This is a genomic window from Kitasatospora sp. NPDC094028 (assembly GCF_049543595.1).
Taxonomy (GTDB): Bacteria; Actinomycetota; Actinomycetes; order Streptomycetales; family Streptomycetaceae; genus Kitasatospora.
Genome location: NZ_JBMVFA010000113.1, coordinates 1 through 1,185, shown reverse-complemented (window position 1 = coordinate 1,185; position 1,185 = coordinate 1). Strand labels below are relative to the sequence as shown.

The window sequence follows — 1,185 nt, the reverse complement described above, 5'->3', positions numbered from 1 at the left end:
TGTGGTGCCGTGGGTGGTGTCGGCGAAGTCGGAGGCGGCGCTGGACGCGCAGCTGGAGCGGCTCGCCGGGGTCGGGGGCTCGCCGGTGGACGTCGGGCTGTCGTTGGCGGGGCGCTCGCGGTTCCGGTACCGGGCGGTGTGGGTGGATGGCGCCGAGGTTGCGCGTGGGGTGGCGGGGGAGCGGTCGGCGGCGTTCCTGTTCTCGGGGCAGGGGTCGCAGCGCCTGGGGATGGGGCGGGAGTTGTCTGCCCGGTTCCCGGTGTTCGCGGAGGCGTTCGACGCGGTGTGCGCGGAGCTGGATCCGGATCTGCGGGATGTGGTGTGGGGCGGTGATGCGGAGCTGTTGAACCGGACGGAGTTCGCCCAGGCCGGGTTGTTCGCTGTCGAGGTGGCGCTGTTCCGGCTGCTGGAATCGTTGGGTGTGGAGCCGGAGTTCGTGGCCGGGCACTCGATCGGTGAGATCGCGGCGGCGCATGTGGCCGGGGTGTTCTCGCTGGCGGACGCGTGCACGCTGGTGAGCGCTCGTGGCCGGCTGATGCAGGCGCTGCCCGAGGGCGGCGCGATGCTCGCGGTGCGGGCGACGGAGGACGAAGTCCTGCCGTTGCTGGGCGACTTCGTGTCGATCGCCGCCGTCAACGGCCCGTCGTCCGTCGTCGTCTCGGGAACGCAGGACGCCGTTGCGGCGATCGAGGCGCGCTTCGCCGATCGCAAGACCACGCGGCTGCGCGTCTCGCACGCGTTCCACTCACCGCTGATGGATCCGATGCTGGAGGACTTCCGCGAGGTCCTGAACGGGCTGAGGTACCAGGCCCCTTCGATCCCGCTGGTCTCCAACCTCACCGGCGGTCTGGGTGCGGACGTCACCACCCCCGACTACTGGGTACGCCACGTCCGCGAGACCGTCCGCTTCGCCGACGGTCTCCACGCCCTGCGCGAGGCCGGCGCCACCGCCTTCGTCGAGCTCGGCCCGGACGGAGTCCTCACGGCCCTCGCCCAGCAGGACTCCGACGCCCCCGCACTCCCGCTGCTGCGCCGAGACCGGCTGGAGGAGCACACCCTCGTCACGGCCCTGGCCCGGCTGCACGTCACCGGCGTCCCGGTCGACTGGGCGCGGCTCTTCGACGGCACCAACGCCCACTGCGCCGACCTGCCCACCTACGCCTTCCAGCACGAGCACTACTGGCC

Annotated in this window: 1 protein-coding gene; it reads left to right on the top strand. The window is 72.2% G+C overall.

What is annotated here, in order from left to right:
* Positions 1-1,185: acyltransferase domain-containing protein (locus tag ACPC54_RS42165; protein ID WP_498973058.1), on the top strand; the 1,185-nt coding region annotated here is incomplete at both ends.